Genomic DNA, 18045 nt, shown 5'->3' with positions numbered 1-18045 from the left:
AACATTTATATCATGTTTTTTATTTTTTACCATAATAAAATTCTCTATAACTTTTTAAAGCATAAAAAACCAGGCTCCTCCAATGCGGAAGAGCCTGGTTCTTTCTCCTTTACCTCTTATCCCCTATAAAAGTTAATCAAGCATCCGGCCTGAATAATCTTTCGCTCGTCGTCGGTCATATCTCCTGTCGAAAGCTCGAACTCGGCGGTTGTGCCGTCGGCGCGGACTGCGTAGGCTTTTACGCCAGGGAGTTTTTCCGCAATCATCTTTTTTGCGCCCGGAACAAAAATGTAGTCCCCGTTCGCAAACGGAAGATTCTCTGTCGCGGCCGTATCGCCCTGCTTATAAAGGAACGGAATCATTCCCCAGTTAATCAGGTTCGAGCGGTAGCGTTTTGTCGCATAGTCGCTTGCGATGTTCGCGCTTGCCCCCAGAACTCTCTGGCAGCTTGCCGCCTGCTCGCGCGCAGAACCGTCGCCCGGCTTAACAGCGTAGATTGTAGAGCCAAGACAGGCCTTTTCAATTCTTCCCTTGAACTCAGGATACTTTTCCTCAAGGATTTTTTCCGCGCGGCTCACTTCCGCCTTGACCTCTTCTGACCTGTCGCGGACAGCCTTTGCCCTTCCAACGTAGGCAGGATCTTTGCGGCTCAAAGTGAACTCCGCAAGTCCAAGCGGATTTGAGCGGAAACTTGAAGTCTCGCCCGAAGGAATAAGCTCGTCCGTAGTTGTAACCGGGTCGTGGATTTCAGATACAACCTTGAGCAGAATGTCGTCAGAAAGCGGCTGCATCTCCGGCCAGTCCTTGATGTTCGGTCCGAACTGAATCTGAACTTCCGGATGCGCAACGCCCTTTGAGTCGTAAACGCGCTTTTCGTAGATTGTCTTGTCAAAGAAATATTTTTTCTTGCTGAACTCGCCGTCAGCCAAGTCTGTGGCGGCAGTCAAAAAGCCCTTGTTTGCGGCAGTCGCAGCGATTGAGCGTGCGTCCATAAGCGCAACAGAGGCAAGCTGACCGTTCTGGATTTTCGAGCCTTCGCGGTTCGGGAAGTTTCTTGTAGAATGGCGGATTGAAAGAGCGCCGTTGGCAGGAGTGTCGCCCGCGCCGAAGCAAGGTCCGCAGAAAGCAGTCTTAACGATTGCGCCCGCGTCAACAAGCGAGGCGAACGCTCCGTTCTTCATAAGCTCCATGTAGACCGGCATTGAAGCAGGATAAACGTTCAAAAGGAATTTTCCGTTTCCAGTGTCCTTTCCCTTCAAGATGTCGGCAGCCGCGCAGATGTTCTCAAAACCGCCGCCGGCGCAGCCTGCGATAACGCCCTGGTCAACGTAAAGTTTTCCGTCAATCACCTTGTTTTTGAGCGTAAAGTTCACCTTGTCGCCGAACGAAACTTTCGCGCGCTTTTCAGTCTCTTCAAGAACGTCCATAAGATTCTTGTTAACTTCTTCTATTGTATATGCGCAAGACGGATGGAACGGAAGCGCAATCATCGGACGGATTTCTCCCAAGTCAAGCTCAATCGCGCCGTCATAATAAGCGTCCTCTCCCGGATTCAGCTCCTTGTAGTCGCCTTCCCTTCCGTGAATTGAATAGAACTCGCGGATTTTCTCGTCAGTTGACCAGATTGAAGAAAGACAGGTTGTCTCAGTCGTCATAACGTCAATGCCGATTCTAAAGTCAGCAGAAAGATTCGCAACTCCAGGCCCCACAAATTCCATCACCTTGTTCTTGACGTAGCCGTTCGCAAAAACAGCCTTGATAATAGCAAGCGCAACGTCCTGAGGACCGACGCCTGGAACAGGAGAGCCGGTCAGGTAAACCGCGATAACGCCCGGCATATTCACATCGTAAGTCTTTCCCAGAAGCTGCTTTGCAAGCTCGCCGCCGCCCTCGCCAATCGCCATAGTTCCAAGCGCGCCGTAACGGGTGTGGCTGTCAGAACCAAAAATCATGTCGCCGCACTTTGCAAGCATCTCGCGCGCAAACTGGTGGATTACAGCCTGATGCGGAGGAACGTAAATTCCGCCGTATTTCTGAGCGCAAGTCAGACCGAACATGTGGTCGTCCTCGTTGATAGTTCCGCCGACCGCGCAAAGCGAGTTGTGGCAGTTTGTCAAAACATAAGGAATCGGAAATTTCTCAAGCCCGGAAGCCCGCGCCGTCTGGATAATTCCGACATAAGTAATATCGTGTGAAGTGATTTTGTCAAATTTGATTTTCAGCTTGGAAGCATCGCCCGAAGTATTGTGCCTCTGCAAGATAGAATAAGAAATAGTGTTTTTAGCACAGTCAGCCGGATTTTTGCCCGGCACGGACTCAACTAATTTTCCGCCCGAAAGAAAAGCGCCGTTTTCCCAAAGTTTCATAAGATTCCTCGAATTGTCAAAAAGATAAATATATAGAAGAGATTAGCATAAAACAAGAATTTTCTCAACGCTTGCTATTTCTGATAAAAAATTTGTCCAACCCTTTTTATGTGGTCAATCAAATCTTGATTTGTGAGCTTTGAAAAAATCGATATGTCAACTTTTATTGGAAGCAATGAATCGTCAAAATCCTTTACAAGTTTTAAAAGAACAGATTATCAGTTCAAGCCCGATAATGACAACTCAAAATTCAGGTAGTTTAATTTTTTAAATTTAAACTTTACTACGTTAAAAACACGTGTTATCATGTTATTCAATATTTTATAATATTTGACTTTAAAAAGGAGATTGTATGAAAAAGAAATTATCCCTCAAATTCACTCTTGTATTTTTAAGCATTATTTTTTCAATTGTAATTTCTGCAGCGGTAGGTTCTGTAGGAATTCATTACATCAATAAAACTTCCAAAATGGCGTACACTGACTACTAAGGCGCGATGGATTACGGCTACAAAATTGAAATCAAATCGCAAGTTCAAGCCGCTATTTCAGTAATAAAAAAATAATACGACAGATTCAAGGCTGGAGAAATTTCAGAAGCGCAGGCAAAATACAACGCAAAGGAAACCGTCCGCGCAATGAGATACAGGGACGATGCCACAGGATATTTTTGGATTGACGATAAAGATTACATTCTTGTCATGCATCCGATTCTTGTTAAAAATGAAGGCGCAAACCGGTTCAACCTTACAGATTCAAACGGCGTAAAAATTATTCAGGAAATTTTCAAGGCTTGTTCTTCCGGCGGCGGATTCAATCAGTTTATGTTCACAAAATCTGACGGCGTTACAGTTGCTCCTAAACTTGCATACTCAGGAATTTTTGAACCTTGGGGCTGGATGATTTCAACAGGAAATTATTACGATGACATTCAGAATCAGATTTCCGGCAAAAAAGAAGAAATTCAAAATATGTACCGCTCCATGATAAACATGATGATTATTGTAACATTGGCAATTCTTGTTGTTGTGGCAGTTATTTTCTATTGCATTGTATTGAAAGCAATAATAAATCCGCTGGACACAGTTGACAAATCTGTATACGACATTGCAAACGGAAACGCGGATCTTACAAAGCGAATCAAGCCTTCAAATCTTCTTGAGTTCAACACAATCGCAGAAAGTTTCAACAGTTTTGCAGACAAATTGCAGAACATTGTTGTGGACATAAAAAAATCAAGCAACCAGCTTTCCGAAGCAGGCATAACGCTTGAAAATTCTTCATCAGAAACAGCTTCTTCCGTTACAGAAATTCTTGCAAACATAAACAGCGCAGGAAATCAGATTGACAAGGAATCTGAATCGGTAACAGAAACAGCGGCGGCAGTTCAGGGAATTTCAGAGGACATCAGCAAGCTTGAAAAAATGATTGAAAACCAGTCAAGCGGAGTAACTCAAGCTTCGGCGGCGGTTGAACAGATGATGGAAAATATTAATTCCGTAAATTCTTCAGTTGAAAAAATGGCGGAAAGTTTTAATTCGCTCACGGAAAACATAAGCACAGGAATTCAGCGTCAAAAAGAAGTAAATGAAAAAATCGAGCAAATTGAAAAACAGTCTGAAATGCTTCACGACGCAAACACAATAATTGCTTCAATTGCGGAACAGACAAATCTTCTTGCCATGAACACGGCAATCGAAGCGGCACACGCAGGAGAAGCAGGAAAAGGATTCAGCGTAGTTGCAGACGAAATCAGAAAACTTTCAGAAACTTCTTCCAGCCAGTCAACGGCGATTGGAAAACAGCTGAACAACATAAGCGATTCAATCCAAAGCTGCGTTTCAATGAGCGAAACTTCAAACACAGCGTTTACGGCGGTCGCAGAGGAATTGAATGGAACAGACCAGCTTGTGCGCCAGATAAAAAGCGCAATGGAAGAACAAACTTTGGGTTCATCGCAAATAAGTGAAGCTCTGCATTCAATGCAAGACAGCACAATTGAAGTGCGGGATGCGGCAGGCTCAATGACAGAAAAAAGTGAAAAAATTCTTGGCGATGTTCAAGTTCTTCAAAACGCAATGACAATGATAAAAAACAGCATGGAAGAAATGACACAGGGAACAAAAGCCATCAATTCAACAACAAGCGCGCTGTCTGATGTTTCTGGAAAAATGAAAGCGAACATCAGCGAAATCGGCGAGCATATAAATCAGTTCAATGTCTAGCCCGAAGATGACAATATGTTTAGTCAAAACATTCTTATTAGATAAACCGCAAATGAAAAAACACATTTTAGTTTTTATTACATTGATTGCACTCGCAGTTGTCTTTTCCGTCTGCCACTTTGGAACTGATGAAAGCTTTGAGCTTAACATAAAGGACACGACAAAAGACACTGCATTTGTAATTGCTTTTACATTTGACGACTCAACAAAATCGTACGCACGGATTAATCCCGGAACAATCGCTACAATAAAATGCGAGCAGGAAATTACAAAAATCGAATTCTTTTCAGGAATAAATTTGCAGACTAAAGAAATGTATCTAAAGGCAACCTACAGCCGCAGAATAAAATACACAACCACGCTTACAATTTCAGAAACTTCCAACGGAAAATATGTTGTGAAATAGTGAATCAAAACCGCAATGTAAGCGAGGCTGTAACAGGCTGGTCAAAAAGATTTGAAACTGAAATGTTTGGAGCGTCTGTTTCGTAGTCTTTAGGAGATCCGGTTGTGTTTCCTTCCGGGTTCAAGGAAAGCTGCCTGATATATGAAGAGCCAATTTGGAAAACCGCATTTTTGTTCATTTCGGCTTTAAGTCCAAGAGCGAATCCAGTTTCGTTTACAGTTCCATGCAAGTTTCTTCCGCCAGTATGCTTTTCGCTCATGTGGTCAAAATTCGCCCAGTAAAATCCGCACTTGAATCCAACGATAAGCTGAACTTTTTCTGTAATGCCATAAACCGCTGAAAAAGGAACACTCACACGCCACTCTGTGTTTCCGTTTTCTGGAATCCAGTTAAGATTTTCAACAAGACTTCCAACTCCGTCTTGGTCAAGTTCTGACATACGTTTGTTTATAGAATAGTCAGCAGTATTTATGCAGTTGAAATTTATCATAAATGACGGACGCAAGCCAAATTCCAAATTACCGAGAATATTCCATTTCCAGCCAGCCCAGACAGAAAATCCCTGCATAGGAGCAAGCCCCGAAACTTCATTCACGGCGGAAGGATATTTTAGAGTCGGCATTACGGTGTAAGTTCCGCCCGCTCCGCGCATTCCGTCTGGTGAAAAATCAAATTTAAAAATAAAAGGAATTTGCGCCACGTCAAGATGAAGAGATTTCCAGTATCTGAATTTTCCTTCTGCCTCAAATCCAAGCTTAACAGGAACTGATTCAAAAGTTTTTCCGATTTCAACTTTAGGAGCGGCAGTGCCAAGCCCCTTGTAAACATTTTTATCGTAATAGCTTGCGCGCACTCCAAGCCCAAGAGACGGAATGCCTGCCATAATGCAAACGTCCATGTCAGTCAGATTGTGAGGCCACGCCTTGTGGTTCATCACTTTTGCATTGTAGCCCGCGCCCCAATAAATTCCAAGGAAATTAACAGCCCAAGCAAAATTAATCGCATCATCATAAAGTCCAGTGTGAAAATAATAATTGTCATCAAGCTGATTCTGCCAGTAGCGCACATCGAACATATCGCCATACTGCGAGCGGAAAACACCAAAGGAACATTCTTCTACAGTTCCAGAAGTTTGAGAAAAAACTTCAGTTCCCAAAAAAACAAATAAAAATGAAAAGACTCCCGCAGCCTTCAAGTTTTTTAATCTCAATCCGAACATAAATTTTAAAACACCGAACCTTTTGTAATTTAGAAAAAAGTCCAAAACAAGCCGTGTCAAAACGAAAAAAATCAGCACAAATTTCCGTCATAAAATGAATGCAGTTCATGGACAATTTATTCGCTCAATATACTACACAAGATTTCTTTCGGCAAGCACCTTCGGATTTGAAGAAACTTATTGTGCACGCCGCAACTGAATAAAATTCATCGCAAAATGCGAAAGCATTATCATTCCGGCAGTCATTCCAAGATATTCCGCAACGCACACAAAAATATTCGGCGCGGAAAGTTTCCATGCATTTTGCCAGAAAAGGTAAACGTAAAGCTGACTGTGGACAATGCAGAAAATTCCGAGCGCGAAAATCAAAATCCACAAGACTTGAAGCACGATACGCAATGCGGAATTTCTGTCGTCCGCAGTTTTGTCATTCGCAGCATTCTCAAGTTTTTTCAGCTTTGAATGAAGATGAAGCCCCAAGTGAAAACCCATCACCAAAAATCCCCAGGAACAAGAAAAAGTATGCAGCGGACGGCTCCAGGAAGTCATATTAATAGAAGAAAACGTGAAAATCGCGCCGCTCATCATCACTGAACTGAACGCCATCAAAATCATCAGCGCAAACAAAAGCCATACCGTCGCACTGAACAAAATCCGCATGGAATTATATTTTCCGCGATTCAAAGAACGGTAAAATCCGCCGTTCAAAATGTGGTGTAGAATAAACAGCGCAAAAAGTGCAATTCCAAAAATCCCATGCGCTGAAAGATTTCTCACAACCTCGTGGCTCATTAAAAAAATAAAGTCTACGAACATCAGAATGTCGGTTATGATTTTCAATATTTTTTTCACGTGCATTTTGAATTTCCTTTTAAGTTGCGTTTTCAAAAAGAATAGCAGAAAATGCGGAAAAGCAACAATAGTTTGTTGGAATATCATGATATGCAGGAAGCTTAGTTAAGTTATTTTTTCTCTTTTTTCAATCAGCTCTGCAAGTTCTTTCTGTATTTCATCGCTTTTCTTATTTCCGTTTTTTAGTAAAAATTTTGTGTCCAAGGTTACAGCGTGGACAGTGTGGTAATTTTTGCTGCCGTCGTGCCAGTCGCTTGCCGCACTTCCAATGTATCGCAATTTTTCTTCTATATTATTAGCTGGCAGGATAAAAACGTTGAAAATATCGCTGTGCCTAAAACGGAACTTTTCTCTTTTTTCTGAGCCAAAAGTTTTTATTTCACTGTCAATATATTGCGCATAGGTAATCTGCTTTTGGATTGAATCAGTTCCGGGAATTGAGCCGTGAACTAAAACGCTTTCCTGCTCACTCTCGTTTTCTTCAGAATCTAGTTTTCGGAGCGTTTTGTAGCTGTAATATTTTGAGTCAATGATGAAGCATTTCCGCCCGCTCTGTTCCAAAGGATTTTCTGCAATCATAATTGTGTCAGGCCGCAAAGGAGCGTTTTGCTTCGGTTTTCCGTCTGTAAAATTCCATCTTGAGCCAGTATAAAAATACTTTTCTTTTTCTGTTTGACCAACCGTTCCAAAAACTGAATCTACCATCTTTTCCCAGACAACTTGAAAACAGTTTGTTCCATAGCTTGCTTCTTTTGTCTCGCTTTCACAGTCAAAGAAGTTTATAAAGTCAAGCAGATTGCTGAAAAGCTCAACATTAGATTCAAGATAAGTCGAATCGATTTTTTCCTGCAAAACCTGAGCATAGTATTTTTTATTTTTTGAAATATCAGTTTCATCGAGCAAGCCTTTTTCTGGAAGTGATGAGCTATACAAAAAGCCGAAAATTTCAAAGCATTTGTAAACGCAATACTTGTGAATCTCTGTTATAAGCTGATTTTCCTGAATGCGGCTCTTGCGGATAATAAAATCCAAAAACGCGATTCCACTTTCCGAAACTGCAGGCTTTATTCTTTTTATCGTGCGATTCCAGCTGATTTTTCCGCCATTGGATTTTGTATACAAAGTTTCTTTTTCTGTGTAGTAAGTTCCTCTATCTAAAAAATCTTCTATTATATAGAGCATAGATTTTATTGGAAAATCACATTTCACATCGCCGTTTAAAACAGAAACACGCTCGCCTTTTTTGTTTGAAGTGCAAAGATAAATTGAATTTATAAGATTTAAGATTTCGTTCCGCTCTTCCTTCTGTATTTTTGAGGCAGACAAGCTTGATTTTTCAGGAAAATATCCCAGTGGAAAAACTACAGTCCGTTCTGACTGCGTTATTTTTATTCCCACAAAATCGTTTCCGCCTTGCGCAGTTTTTAGAGAAATTTCAAGTTCTTGCAAAGATATTTCTTCTGACATAAGAATTCAGATTTTGGAAATTATTCAGCCTGCTTTGGCTGATAGCTTAACGGATTATTGCCTTCTTTTAACTTAGCAACAAAATCTGCGTCAAAGCAGTTTCCAAAGGCATCTTTGCCATTAAAGTTGTCGATTAAATCTTCAAAGCTTTTTATCTCGACAGAACCTTTAAAAATATTTTTATCTCGTTTAAACACATCATGCCAAAGATATTTTAAAACCTTATCTGCAAAATCTTTTTCTGTAATTCCGTCAAAACCTCTGCTCTTTTTTACAAAGAAAAGCCCGAGCTGCCTGTCTTCCGCATTTATAAATCCGCTTCCAATTATTTCCTTGTTGATAAGATTTCTGAAATTTCCCCAGTAAATGCCAGTTTCGCCAATTTTTAGATTAAACTGATTGCGGTGCGCCTCATTTTTGGAATTTTCCTTATTTGAAATATACTCACTCAGAAAACGGCGGTTGAAAGCATTATCCAAAGAAAACACATTCTGGTCATTTGTGTTCATTGTTGCATAAATAGAAAGATTCGGCGGAAGCTGTATTCCTGTGTTTCTTGAAAACGGTTCTGTTCCATCAGGATGATTTACACTTTCAAAACTGTATGTATGGGAATCAGAATATTTTTCATCCCAAAACTCATATTCAGAAGCAATATAAAAATTAATGTCGTCGTTATTGACAGGCGAGCAGCTCCAGCCGTCATCATTTCTGTCAAGAAGCTGAAACAAGTCTCCAAAAATCGCAGCGGCATTTCCGCGGTTGATTTCTTCAATCAAAAGATAATACTGATTTTCTTTATCACGCAAAGCACGGCGCAGAATCGTTGTGAACGGGCCGGGTTTAAAACTGTATTCAATCACAGATTTTTTATTTTCCCCCTCACCAATTTCCTTCATTTTTGGAATTATCTGCCCGATAAAATCAGCGTTTGTGTAATCCGGATGAAAGACAACTTTCTGCTTTTGATATTCGGATGCTCCGACAGTTTTTTCATTATCAATTTTGTAAGATTTTCCGCTGCCAGGAACACCATAAAAAACGATTTGCTCGTATGGCTCGGCGGGTTTTGTGGCTTTTGGGGCTGGAGATTGTTCTGATTCCAAAACATTTATTTTGTTATCTGATTCATAATCAACTTCACTACGACTGGCAGCTATATTATAAATCTTTATCATTTTGCGGAGTTCGTCTTTCCAGTTATCACTTTCATTCGCTTTTTGAACAATCTCCGAAATATTTATATTTTTATCAACAATGGCTTTTGAATATTTTATGCCAAAATAATGGATTCCATAACTTTTGTATTTTTCTTTATACTTTTTTAATTCAGAAGCAAGATAATCAATACAATTATCTTCAGGAACATTGCCTAATGGAATCTTCAAAACTGCTGTTGGATTGAAATCTTTTGGAAGCCTGTTATACAAATTCTCAAATTGAGAGAATTCCTTTATAAGTGAATCAGAAATTTTTGATGAATCATAGCAATAATTACTTGAAGCATCTCTTTGCACAAATCCATCATTAAAAAAATCACGCGCTGTTCTTCCGGGATCTCCTGGATTATCCTCATCTGTTGCTTTTGAAAGAATAGAACACTCATTTCTAATTCTTTCTGGAGTAAGATATTCGCCCTCATATCTTTTAAAAACACTAGAAACAATATCTTTCACAGATGACATTCTAATTATCTCCTTGATTTATTTTTTTTACTATTTCTTTTGATATTGCTGTAACTACTGGCACTGCGACTGAATTCCCAAATTGATGATATTTTTGTGTACGAGAAACAGGGCATTTAAAATTTTTAGGGAATCCCATAACAGATTTACATTCGCTTTCTGTAAAAAGGCGAAGTCCTGTTTTTCCTCCACGGACAAAAGTTCCTGTTATTCTTTGAATCTTGTGATATGAGGCACAAAAAGTTTTTACTGGAAAATCTGTATTTTCATCTACAATCTCTGGATGACCATCATCTTTTTTGAAAATATAGCTTCGCTGCAAATGCTCAGAAATTGAAGGACCTTCTGCATTCTTTTCAACAAATTGTCCAAAACCAACTTTATTTTTTGAACCAGTCGGGAAAACAAAGTTTTTATCAAAAATATCTTTTCTAAATCCAACGAAATAAAGTCGTTTTCTTTCTTGAGGAACTTCAAAATCCGCACTATTCAGAACTTTAGTTTCAACATTGTATTCAAGTTCATTCCTAAGAGTGTCAAGAATTGTTTGATAAGTTTGACCATTATCATGTGTTAAAAGACCTGTAACATTTTCAAGTAGAAATGCTTTAGGTTTCTTTTCTTTTATTATGTTTGCAATATAGAAAAACAAAGTTCCCTGTGTTTTATGCTGAAATCCTTCTCTTTTTCCAATTGAACTAAAAGGTTGACAAGGAAATCCCCCTGTCAAAATATCAAAGTCAGGAATATCTGAAGATTTTATTTTTGTAATATCTCCAAACGGAACTTCACCATAATTTTCAAAATAAGTCTGCTTTGCGGCATCGTCCCATTCAGAAGAAAAAACGCATTGACCTCCGCAGGACTGCATTGCAAGCCGAAATCCGCCAATACCGGCAAATAAATCAATAAAAGTAAACGATGGATTTTTTGGTGCAACGAATGGAACGGCCTGTTTCGTGTTAAAACCATCTGTTGCTGGAAGTTTTGAAACATCAATTCCATTCTGCTCAAGAACTTTTCTATATTTCTCACTCGCAGCAGAATTTTGAAGTTGAATGTAATGAGTTATAAATGCATAATCTTCATCAAAAATTTTACCGTTTTTATATTCTTCTAAAACGGTATAGTTAACTTTCGATTTTTTACGTGTACTTTTCTGCTCATTTAAACGAGCGTTTTTTGGGACAACTTTTTCGTTCATTTTTCTTCTCCATCTACTGCCGACAACGTAATTTTTTTGTACGCATTTTTCTTTGCATTTGGATGAGGCTCAAGTCCAATAATCGTTATATCATTCTGATTAGGCGCGTATACCCAAAATATTCTTCCAGCTGCTGGCTTATTATTTTCTAAATAAGATTCCCACACTTTCATTCCATATCGCTTTGAAAGGGCTTCAATGTCATGAGTGCGAAGTCCTGTATGACGCGGATTTACAGAAAGAAGCTTCATCGCCTTTCCAAGTTTTTGATAAAGCAAAACTTCATCTTTTGAGGCTGTATTTTCCTTTACTTTTTTCTTTAATGAATCCCAAAATTCTTTCATTTCTGGAATTCCTAAGCGGATATTGAACAAAATTAAGCCTCGAATTCCTTTAAATCAAGCGGTTCGGAAACTTTTCCATTTTTTAGGTTTTTCATTGAAGAATCCATCATGTCAAGCGTTGCTTGAGAGACTTCAAAAGGAACAACCAGCTCACGAGGCTCAAGCACAATCCGACCGTCCGCAAATTCCTGAACATGATAATACTCATATTTTGAATTTCTGAGAGTAATCCTCTTCTTCATGTCTGTCTTTGTATCATAGGTTTTTATGGCTGTCATTGACATATTTCCTCCGCAGTGGGGAATCCCACTATCTATAGAATACGTCATTCTACTGAAAAACTCAAGAAATTTCTGTCCCAAAAAACGCTCGTTTAAAAGGACAGGTTTTCAGTTTAATAAGCAAGTAATATAGGCAATTCTTACAAAGGAATCAATTCCGGGCGCAGCAAGAATTCTATCAGATTGCAGTGGATTATTCCGTCGTCATCTGAGAAATGAGACGGAATATCATTCTGTATAATTATCTTTGCAAAAAAATCCTTGGCAAGCTTTAATGAATCAAGTTCCGCTGTGATTTTTTCGGTTGTATTCATCTGCCATGCGGACTGAATATACACGCGCCTGTCGCCTTTGTTCACAACAAAATCGATTTCTTTTTGAGCGTTTGCGCCTTTTCTTCTGTCAACAACAACTCCAATATCAACAGAATATCCGCGCATAATCAGTTCGTTGTAGATTATGTTTTCCATGATGTGCCCGGAATCAATCTGCCTGAATCCCAGCCGTGCATTCCGCAGGCCAATATCCGTAAAATAATATTTGTTCGGATAATCAAAATAATGCTTTCCTTTTACATCGTAACGCTTTGCCTCGCTTATAAGAAAAGCATCCTTGCAATACTCGATATAATCACTTACAGTATTAGAACTTAGTTTTTCTTTTTTTACACTTTTTATGCTGTTTGCAATATTCAGCGGATTTGTCAAAGAGCTGATGAATGTGCTGAGCAAATTTAAAATATCGTTCAGCAAATCCGGACGCGCAATTTTATTCCGCTCTACAATATCCTTTATGTATACTTCATCAAAAAGATTTGCAAGATAGTCTTTGAACTGCTCTTCAGTCTTTAGATGCAGAAGATAAGGAAGCCCGCCGTAAATCATATAACGGTCAAAGTTATCCCGCTTGTCGCCTCCAACAGCCTCGTTATATTCTGCAAAACTCAATGGAAAAACATGGATCTGTGATGAACGACCACGGAACTCCGTAGAAATATCCTTGGAAAGCATTTTTGAATTGCTTCCGGTAACATAAACGTCAAGGTTCTTATAATCTTTAAGCTCGTTAAGCATGTCGTATACTGTGATTTCAAACCCGTCATTGTCCGGATCTGGAATTGAATAGCAGAACTGAATTTCGTCAATAAAAAGATAGAATTTCTCCTTGCCTGCAGAAACCGTGTTTTCCACAAAATCAGCAAGAACTATAGGATTTCTGTATTTTGCGTATTTACGCTTGTCTAGCTGCAATGTAATAATGTTGTCTTGAGAAGTTCCGCTTTTAAGGAGATAGTCATAAAAAAGGTCGAAAAGGAGTGTGGATTTTCCAGCCCGGCGGATTCCTGTGATTACCTTTATCTGGCCGTCCCACATATAATCCAATAATTTTCTTAAATATAAATCTCGCTTTATCATTTGAAAACTATCCTGTACTGAGAACCTACAGCATTTACGTCGTAAGTTCTCAACAAAAAAATAAAAAAAATCTCTTTTTTTGTCAAGGCTGATTTCTATGCAAAGTCAAACAGGAGCAAGGTAAAACATCCTGACAACAAAATAACTCTCACACTCTCCTACCCCTTACCGCCTCAGAAAATGCCTCCACACATTCCGCGCGCTCGCGGCTGTTCGGGTTCAGGCTTGTTACAACCGCAATGCAGAAAAGCGGCTCTTCCTCGCCGGGTTCTCCGTCGTAACCGATATTAAAATCGTCCGGCATATAAAGCTCCAGTTTTTTCGGCGTGTTTGTGTACGGATTCGGAAGCGGAATCCATTCAGAACGCGGGGCGTAGACATTCTGCTCGTGGCACGGAACAAGAAAAACTCCGCAGACCTCGCCGCCGACTTTAAGCCCGTTTCCTTTTATGCAAAGCGGCCTGTTCAGGCAAATCGTGTTTTTCTCAGCACTTTCCGCCGCAAGGCTTTTCAATTCCGAAATATAAATTCTTGAATTCTGCAGAACAATGCGCGACGGCAGAATATTTTTCAACGCCTTTTCAGCCATCTTTGACGGTGTAAACGCGAGCCTAAAATGCTCCGCAATTTCAAGCGAGGTCATAAACTGGTCAACGCTGCCCTCAACAGAAAATCCCAAAGTTCCAAGCCCCAAAAGGTCAACCGCAAGCCCTTCCGAAAGCGCATCCCTTGCCGCCTTGGAAAGAATCTGCGCCGCATACAGAAGGGTTTCCGCAGACATTACAATTCCGCCCTTTTTTGCGCGCGAAACAAGCTGCTCCACACTCGCCACATTCTTCTTGACCTTTCCGACGCATTTTCCAATCCTGTTGCCGTCCTTGTCCTTCAAGTTCGACGGATAAACAGAAACAAAAACTTTTCCCTTCGCATTTTCAAATTCATCGCCCATGCTAATTTCTCCGCAATTTTATTTATTCGGGTGGCTTTTTGCTTCACTTCCCTTCGCTCAGTTCCGCAAAAACCGGGCTTTTCGGGGTTCCGGCCTTCGCCTTCATTGCTTCGTTCGCTCCGCTCACTTAGCAACGCTCTGCGCCCCTACAATCCCTGCCACAGCAGCAGCAAAATATTTTTTGCCGTTATTTTTTATTCAATTTTTAGGTATTATCAGTATAGCACTGATTAGATAATCAATACAGCGTTTATCAGTTAATCATCATAATAATGACCAACTAATCATAATACAAATGATGTGTTAATCATTATACAGCTTATTAACTTTATAATCAGTCCACTTGTTAACTTAATAAGCATACCACTGATTAAGTTAATCAGCAGTCTTTATTATGGAGATGTTACACACGCTTACATGGAAATGTTAAAAACTATCACACGGAACAAACAGAAAGCGATTCACGGAACTATATCAGAGTGATTTTATTGGCTATAAGAATCAAAACTATCCGTTAATCGAAACGAAAATCCACGGAAAGATACTGAATCAAGTTTAGAATGGCGGCAGTTTCTAGCACTTTCTTCTGACTGACTTAATCTTTCCGAGCGGATAAAGTATTGCGTTGTGAAAAGGACTTTGCGCGCTTGAGGAAAGCGAACATTCAAAAAAGCCCAGTCTGCACAGCACAAGCAAAAGATTGTTGAACGCGGGAACAGAGACGAAATTATACAAAAAGTCTCCGCCAGAAAGCTCAAGTCTTTTTCCAAAGCAAGCGGAAGTTTTTGCAGACTTGGACGAAGAAGCCATTTTTGAGGCCTTTTCTGATTCAAGATGAACAAAATAGCCGTTTCCGCTCTCAGGTATGTAGAACTTTGGAACTTTGCTTGTTATATTCTTATAAAAAGAATCCTCGATTTTTTCAAAACTTACAGGATTTTCAAAAAGCGGGCTTTCAAGAAATCTTGAAAGTGAATCAATCTGTCGGATTTTTTCCTGCGTTGTCTTTGGCGAAAACCAATAACGAGCGTTCAAATTAAGATGCGGAACAAGAAAAGCGGCATCAAAACTGTTAGGAGCATCCGCTATAATTTCAACGGCTTCCCGGATTGTAGCAGCAACTTTCAATTTTTCTTCTATTATATTATCCGTTTTCTGAAAAAGAGCTGGACTTTCTTTTAGAATCTCGCCGGCAGGAACTGGAAAAAAATCACCTTCGGCACAGACAGAAATATCAGACAAGTTTTTGTATTTATCGAGCGCGGAAAGGTGCGTGGCAATGTAGCGGCGAAAAACAGCCGGGCAAAACACAAATCCGTTTTTATAGATTGCGATGTTCTCAAGAATATACTTCTGCTTTTTCTGAATGTCGCCTAGGATTTCTGTTTTCGCAAAACTCTCAAAATCAGAATCGCTAAAGTTTCCGTCAAGAATCCCGGCCATTCTATAAGCGCGGTCAACAGAAAGAACAGGATTCTTCACCAGAAGAACAAGTAGATTCTTATGGCTTTGCGGCAATTTTTCAAACCACAGAAGAAACGCCTCCTGCATTGACAAAAGCCTGCTTGCATACCTGCAGACTTCCGCATCAGGAAGCACAAGATGGTCGTTTTCCTTTGAAGTATGAAAAACAAGCCGCCTGAGCCTTCGCGCATTGAACCAGTCAGAACGGCTCCTGTAAAAATCAAGAATCTCCTGCGAATAAAGGGAGCTGTGCAGAAGCGATGAAAGATTGCTGTTAGCGTGTACCGGCATGGGGATATTATAGCATGAATTTAATCAATAACTTTGACATCCGTTGCCCGACCGTTTTCATTTTCAGAATTACTGGCTTTTGGAATATCTACAACTTGGAAATCAACCTTTGTGCCTTTATCAAGTTTATTACCTTTGAACTGAGGATTTATCTCGCCCATATAGAAGAAATAATCTCCACTTTTATCGTCTGATGAAATAATTCGATAGTTTTTTATTCTTCGCTTTACTACTCCAGTTTTTCGGATTTCATTTTCTTTGAAATCTGTTTTTTCTACAAAAAATGTTCTTTGCGGCTTGCCGTCATCTGTCAATTTGAATTTTGAATTCAGTTTTAAAATTAATTCTCTTGGGGATTTTACTCCATAATCTTTTACATTAAAATCAGATTTTTGACGGTAAACCGTTTCCCAAATTTGCGAAAGCAGCTTTGTGTTTGTTCCATTATAAAATGGAGTGGAATCAAACGCAGTCTCAATAAATTTTTCCAGTGAAAAATCCTTTAAATTTATATCCTCATCATTTTCGTTTTTCTCATTCAAAAGAATATCTTCATCCTTTTCATCCAAGTCCTCTAAATATGAGAATTCATTGCAAGATTTTATCCAGATTGAATTGCATTTCGCTTTTTCACCGATTCCAATAACGCGTTTTCCTAGCTCACGCAATCTTAATGCCAATGAATGATAACCGTTGTCGGAAGCAATAATCGCAAACAAATTTATATCTTCATGTTTTATCGCCATTTCAATCGCATCCATCATTATAAGTTTATCAACAGCCTGTTTTTCATTGTGATGGAATTGCTGAATAGCTGTAATCGGCGTTTTATTCAGCTGGTCTTTCCATGACTTTGTGTTAGAAACAGACCAATCCGCATAAGCACGCTGAAAAAGAATATCACCTTTTCCAGAAAGATAATCAATTATCAAGGGAACTTTATCGGCCGGAACATTTTCAGAATCAAAAAACACTGCTATTTTAAATATCTCTTCCATAAGTTTCTTCTCCTGCCAAACGATTTATCTGCAACATTTGCAAATCTTTGAAACATACCAGTCTAAATATAATGGGATAAATTTTTCGGAATATTCCAAAGATTTTCTTATTTCGTTTTCGATAGGTTCATTATCTTCGAATTCAAGCTGTACATATTCATTGATTTCTGGATGACCATAATATTCTGTAATTGTGACATCAGGCTTATTCAACCGCCATTCAATAAACCGATTGAAACTTCTGATTGTATCCGGACAAAGACAATTCAGATTTTGCAGCAGCAAATCAGAAGGCAAATCTTTTTCCAAAACAGACAATTTTTTAAATGGCTCAAAATCAAGGCTTACAGGCATACCAGGACATAAAATTGCAAACAGATAGAAAACCAACAGAGAATGACTGTCCTTTATTTTTTTATGCTGAATGCACATCAATAAAGTAATCAAGTCTGTTTTATGAATTGGAGTGGGCTTGCTGTTAGTCATGGAATCATTTCCAAGAATATTATTGCAAGTAGATTTTGAGACACTTAAAATATTCATCAAATCTATTGCACGCCAGTCACATAATTGCATAATTTCGTTTAAGTGTTCCTGAAACTGCCGAGATGGATTCAAGAATATGTAGTCATCGTCTGTAAAATGGTCATCTTCATAAACTATATCATCAAATCTGTTCATATTATAAATATACAAGCTAAATTATATATTGTCAATTATATTTTAATAATTATCGCTATATTTTAATTTTTTATATAAAAGCATTTTTAAGCATCTACTTGCCGTACATAATCACCCAGTTTTTTCAATTCACTCATCTATTTCTTTAAGCTAAGCCCTTTGTCCAGACATTTTGTCTGAAAAATAACGAATTTTATGC

16 protein-coding genes and 1 pseudogene are annotated in these 18045 nt (G+C 39.2%); 4 read left to right on the top strand and 13 right to left on the bottom strand.

Features of this window, described 5'->3' with window-relative positions:
- Nucleotides 1-116: 116 nt before the first annotated feature.
- Complete coding sequence (locus Q0N70_RS10560; protein WP_294016541.1) at nt 117-2366, bottom strand: hydratase; 2250 nt, start codon at nt 2364-2366, stop codon at nt 117-119.
- 352 nt (nt 2367-2718) lie between these two features.
- Between Q0N70_RS10560 and Q0N70_RS10555 the strand changes: the two genes are divergently transcribed.
- From Q0N70_RS10555 to Q0N70_RS10540, 4 genes and pseudogenes are all read left to right on the top strand, one after another.
- The gene (locus Q0N70_RS10555) at nt 2719-2856 is read left to right on the top strand and encodes a hypothetical protein (protein ID WP_294016539.1); all 138 of its coding nucleotides are present in this window, start codon (nt 2719-2721) and stop codon (nt 2854-2856) included.
- Between the two features lie 87 nt (nt 2857-2943).
- Nucleotides 2944-3303 (top strand): annotated as a pseudogene (locus Q0N70_RS10550) (cache domain-containing protein); the annotation flags it as partial.
- Nucleotides 3304-3336: 33 nt separating this feature from the next.
- Complete coding sequence (locus tag Q0N70_RS10545; protein WP_367268263.1) at nt 3337-4590, top strand: methyl-accepting chemotaxis protein; 1254 nt, start codon at nt 3337-3339, stop codon at nt 4588-4590.
- A 52-nt stretch (nt 4591-4642) separates the two neighbouring features.
- The gene (locus Q0N70_RS10540) at nt 4643-4996 is read left to right on the top strand and encodes a hypothetical protein (protein ID WP_294016537.1); all 354 of its coding nucleotides are present in this window, start codon (nt 4643-4645) and stop codon (nt 4994-4996) included.
- Between the two features lie 4 nt (nt 4997-5000).
- On the opposite strand, the gene Q0N70_RS10535 is transcribed toward Q0N70_RS10540, so the two are convergent.
- The 12 genes from Q0N70_RS10535 to Q0N70_RS10480 all read right to left on the bottom strand — a co-directional run bounded on the left by Q0N70_RS10535 (nt 5001) and on the right by Q0N70_RS10480 (nt 17846).
- The gene (locus tag Q0N70_RS10535; RefSeq protein WP_294016535.1) at nt 5001-6215 is read right to left on the bottom strand and encodes a hypothetical protein; all 1215 of its coding nucleotides are present in this window, start codon (nt 6213-6215) and stop codon (nt 5001-5003) included.
- A 177-nt stretch (nt 6216-6392) separates the two neighbouring features.
- Entirely contained in the window at nt 6393-7067 is a 675-nt protein-coding gene (locus tag Q0N70_RS10530; protein WP_294016533.1) for a DUF4405 domain-containing protein, read from the bottom strand.
- A 105-nt stretch (nt 7068-7172) separates the two neighbouring features.
- Nucleotides 7173-8534, bottom strand: coding sequence for an LlaJI family restriction endonuclease (locus Q0N70_RS10525; RefSeq protein WP_294016531.1), 1362 nt, complete (start codon nt 8532-8534; stop codon nt 7173-7175).
- Nucleotides 8535-8554: 20 nt separating this feature from the next.
- On the bottom strand, nt 8555-10219 hold the full coding sequence (locus tag Q0N70_RS10520; RefSeq protein ID WP_294016529.1) for an AAA family ATPase: 1665 nt from the start codon (nt 10217-10219) through the stop codon (nt 8555-8557).
- Nucleotide 10220: 1 nt separating this feature from the next.
- A complete protein-coding gene (gene dcm / locus Q0N70_RS10515) occupies nt 10221-11423 on the bottom strand; it encodes a DNA (cytosine-5-)-methyltransferase (protein ID WP_294016527.1) in 1203 nt (400 codons plus the stop codon).
- Entirely contained in the window at nt 11420-11767 is a 348-nt protein-coding gene (locus Q0N70_RS10510) for a hypothetical protein (RefSeq protein WP_294016524.1), read from the bottom strand. The genes dcm and Q0N70_RS10510 overlap by 4 nt, the downstream gene beginning before the upstream one ends.
- 32 nt (nt 11768-11799) lie before the next feature.
- Entirely contained in the window at nt 11800-12051 is a 252-nt protein-coding gene (locus tag Q0N70_RS10505) for a hypothetical protein (protein ID WP_294016522.1), read from the bottom strand.
- A gap of 137 nt (nt 12052-12188) precedes the next feature.
- Complete coding sequence (locus Q0N70_RS10500; protein ID WP_294016520.1) at nt 12189-13463, bottom strand: ATP-binding protein; 1275 nt, start codon at nt 13461-13463, stop codon at nt 12189-12191.
- Nucleotides 13464-13611: 148 nt separating this feature from the next.
- Nucleotides 13612-14412: a DUF4469 domain-containing protein gene (locus Q0N70_RS10495; protein ID WP_294016518.1), complete on the bottom strand. Its 801-nt coding sequence runs from the start codon at nt 14410-14412 to the stop codon at nt 13612-13614.
- A 573-nt stretch (nt 14413-14985) separates the two neighbouring features.
- Complete coding sequence (locus Q0N70_RS10490; protein ID WP_294016516.1) at nt 14986-16167, bottom strand: hypothetical protein; 1182 nt, start codon at nt 16165-16167, stop codon at nt 14986-14988.
- 20 nt (nt 16168-16187) lie between these two features.
- Nucleotides 16188-17165 (bottom strand): NYN domain-containing protein, encoded by a 978-nt coding sequence (locus Q0N70_RS10485; protein WP_294016514.1) that lies wholly within the window; start codon nt 17163-17165, stop codon nt 16188-16190.
- Between the two features lie 24 nt (nt 17166-17189).
- Nucleotides 17190-17846 carry a hypothetical protein gene (locus Q0N70_RS10480; RefSeq protein WP_294016512.1) on the bottom strand — a complete coding sequence of 219 codons (657 nt, stop codon included), beginning with the start codon at nt 17844-17846 and terminating at the stop codon, nt 17190-17192.
- Nucleotides 17847-18045 lie beyond the last annotated feature (199 nt).

Origin of the sequence: uncultured Treponema sp., assembly GCF_945873775.1 — a bacterium.
Classification (GTDB): domain Bacteria; phylum Spirochaetota; class Spirochaetia; order Treponematales; family Treponemataceae; genus Treponema_D.
Note: the sequence above shows the minus strand (reverse complement) of the source record. Positions and strands in the feature narration are given on the sequence as shown.